The 2,506-nt window shown below is 72.9% G+C and carries 4 protein-coding genes and 1 pseudogene; all 5 read right to left on the reverse strand.

Annotated features, from left to right (window positions below; all coding sequences use genetic code 11):
• Window positions 1-303 (reverse strand): alpha/beta hydrolase (locus BIV03_RS20300; RefSeq protein WP_368086573.1); only part of this gene is annotated, 303 nt, incomplete at its 3' end.
• Window positions 188-1,147 (reverse strand): AraC family transcriptional regulator, encoded by a 960-nt coding sequence (locus BIV03_RS12710; RefSeq protein ID WP_071295970.1) that lies wholly within the window; start codon window positions 1,145-1,147, stop codon window positions 188-190. The genes BIV03_RS12710 and BIV03_RS20300, both read right to left, overlap by 116 nt.
• Before the next feature lie 116 nt (window positions 1,148-1,263).
• The gene (locus BIV03_RS12715) at window positions 1,264-1,677 is read right to left on the reverse strand and encodes an ATP-binding protein (RefSeq protein WP_070418773.1); all 414 of its coding nucleotides are present in this window, start codon (window positions 1,675-1,677) and stop codon (window positions 1,264-1,266) included.
• Window positions 1,674-2,012 (reverse strand): STAS domain-containing protein, encoded by a 339-nt coding sequence (locus BIV03_RS12720; RefSeq protein WP_070418772.1) that lies wholly within the window; start codon window positions 2,010-2,012, stop codon window positions 1,674-1,676. The genes BIV03_RS12715 and BIV03_RS12720 overlap by 4 nt, the downstream gene beginning before the upstream one ends.
• Before the next feature lie 55 nt (window positions 2,013-2,067).
• Window positions 2,068-2,506, reverse strand: a pseudogene (locus BIV03_RS12725) (Bcr/CflA family drug resistance efflux transporter); the annotation flags it as partial.

Consider the following 2,506-nt stretch of genomic DNA (forward strand, 5'->3'; position numbering starts at 1 on the left):
GGACCAGTCGTCCGGGTCGGGCTCGCTCCACGACGCCGGTGCGATCCGGACGACCGCGCCGGGGTCGTCGGCCGACCGGTCGTCCTGCCACAGCGACTGCCAGTGGTCGGGGTCGGAGTTCCAGATCCCGGGGACGATCACCCACGGTCGAGGTCTGCGCACCCTCGAAGCGTAGTGGGGGGTCGGATCAGGCGTGCAGCGTGTCGCGCGGGTACTCGCCGAAGCGCGAGGCGTACGCCCCGGAGAACCGACCGAGGTGGGCGAAGCCCCACCGCACGGCGATCGCGGCGACCGTGACGTCACCGGGCGACGAGCGGCGGAGTTCCTCGCGGACGCGGTCGAGCCGGATGCCCCGCAGCATCGCGTTGGGCGCCGTACCGACCTGCCGCTGGAACGCCTGCTGGAGCCCGCGCACGCTGAGCCCGACGTGCTCGGCGACGTCGGTCGTGCTGATCGGGGTGTGGGCGAACGCGTGCATGTACTCGACGGCCTCGCGGACCCGGCCGGTGGCGCCCTGCGGCAGGGTGATGTCCGGCGCGAGCACGGTGTGCGGGAAGGTGCGGAGGAGCGCGAGGGCGGTGTCCCGGGCGGTCTCCGCGAGGACCAGCTGCGACACCGGCGCCTCGCCGAGCACGGTCTCGGCGGCCCGGCGGACCTGGGCGTTCCACCCGCGGAGGTCCTCGCGCCGCGGCGGCTGGGTGTGGTCGAACACGAGCGGGGCCGGCTGCGTGCCGTGCTCCTCGGCCGCCACGCCCTCGAGGAACGTGCGGTCGAACTGCACCAGGCTCTGCCGGAGGTTCTGCAGGTCGAAGGCGAACGGTCGACCGGTCGGGAACATCATCGGCGTGCCGGGCGTGAAGGCGACCTCCTGCCGCCCGACGTCGACGGTGCCCCCACCGTCGGCGAGCCACATCACGACGTACTCGTCACCGGACTCGAGCTCGCCCTGCATCCGGGCGTCGAACCGCGTGGAGCGGAAGGACATGGTCTCGTCGCCCGTGACCCGGAAGCGGTAGCTGAACGGGCGTTCCGTGCGCTCCGCCTGGAAGCCCACGCTCTCGTACGCGTCCTCGTACATCTGGATCGCCGCCTCGAGGTCGGCCCCGGACGTCTCGAAGCTGATCCTGGGGTCGGGCTCGACGTTCATCGACTGGATCGTGACACGGCGGCGCGGAGCCCACGGGATGTATGCGCACGCATTGCGGATACCGGCCCACGGGCTGCGCGAAGCGGACGAACCGGTCCGTCAGACACGAGCGGCACTCAGTGGCGCCCGCGCCGGACCGTCCACAGGTTCCGGTCCGCGACCCGTTCGTAGCGCAGGTCGTCGACCACCATCTGCACGAGCGCCAGGCCCCGCCCGCTCTCGGCCAGCGCATCGGGCAGCTGCGCGGCGGACGGGTCGACCGGCACCGGCACACCGTCGTCGGTCAGCTGCGCCTCGACCGCGTCGGACCCGACGTCGAGGTGGAGCGAGCACGAGACGCCGCGACCGGCCGCCCCGTGCTCGATCACGTTCGAGGTGAGTTCGACCAGCGCGAGCTCGAGGGCCATCCGGTCCTCGGCCGAGACGGTGGGCTCGGTGTCCCACACCGTCGCGAGGAACGCGTGCACCGCCGTGACGTCGTCCGGCGGGCACGCCAGGTCGAGGCTGTGCCCACCCACGGCGGCGTTCATGCCCAGTCGGTCACCGCGGCGTCCCCGTCCGGGTACGTGCGGAGGATCTTGTCCATGTTGGAGAGCTTCAGCACCATCTCGACCTGGTCGGACGGCGCCGCGATGCGGAGGTCCCCGCCGGCCTGTCGCGCGGCCTTGAGCGACCCGACGAGCGCGCCGAGACCGGAGGAGTCCATGAACTCCACACCGGACAGCTCGACGACCACGCGGGGCCGTCCGTCGCCGACGACCTTCGCGACGGTCTCGCGGAACGTCGGGGCCGACACCATGTTGAGTCGGCCGCTGCACTCGAGCACGGCGGCGCCGGCGTCCGCTTCGTGTACGACGATGTCCATGTCGGTGCCTCCTGGGATCGGTGCGGGGTGCACCCTGCAACCTACCGGGTCCGGGTCACGAACCCGTCGAGGCGCGTCCGGTCCGTCGCGTCGCCAGCAGCTGCACGACCACGGCGGCCGCCATGAGCACCGCCATCACCGACCCCATCGCGACGGCCGTCCCGCCGAGCGCGCCCGCGAGCGGCGTGCCGAGGCCGCCGAGCCCGAACGTCAGCCCGCCCTGCAGTGCCGCGGCGGTCCCCGGGTGCGCAGCACCGACGTGCTGCGTGCGGGTCATCGCCGCCGGCAGGACGAACCCCCACGCCGCGGTCACGACGGCGAGCGAGACCCAGACCGGCACCGCGCCGGCCCCGAGCAGCGCGGACACGAGGACGCCCGTCGCCCCGAGGGTCCCGAGCGCCAGGCCGAACGACAGCAGCGCGTCCTCCGAGAACCGACCGACCACGCGGCGGAACACGAGCGTCGTGACGATCATCATCGAGGCGTTCGTGGCG

It is taken from the genome of Curtobacterium sp. MCBA15_016 (genome assembly GCF_001865105.1).
GTDB lineage: Bacteria > Actinomycetota > Actinomycetes > Actinomycetales > Microbacteriaceae > Curtobacterium.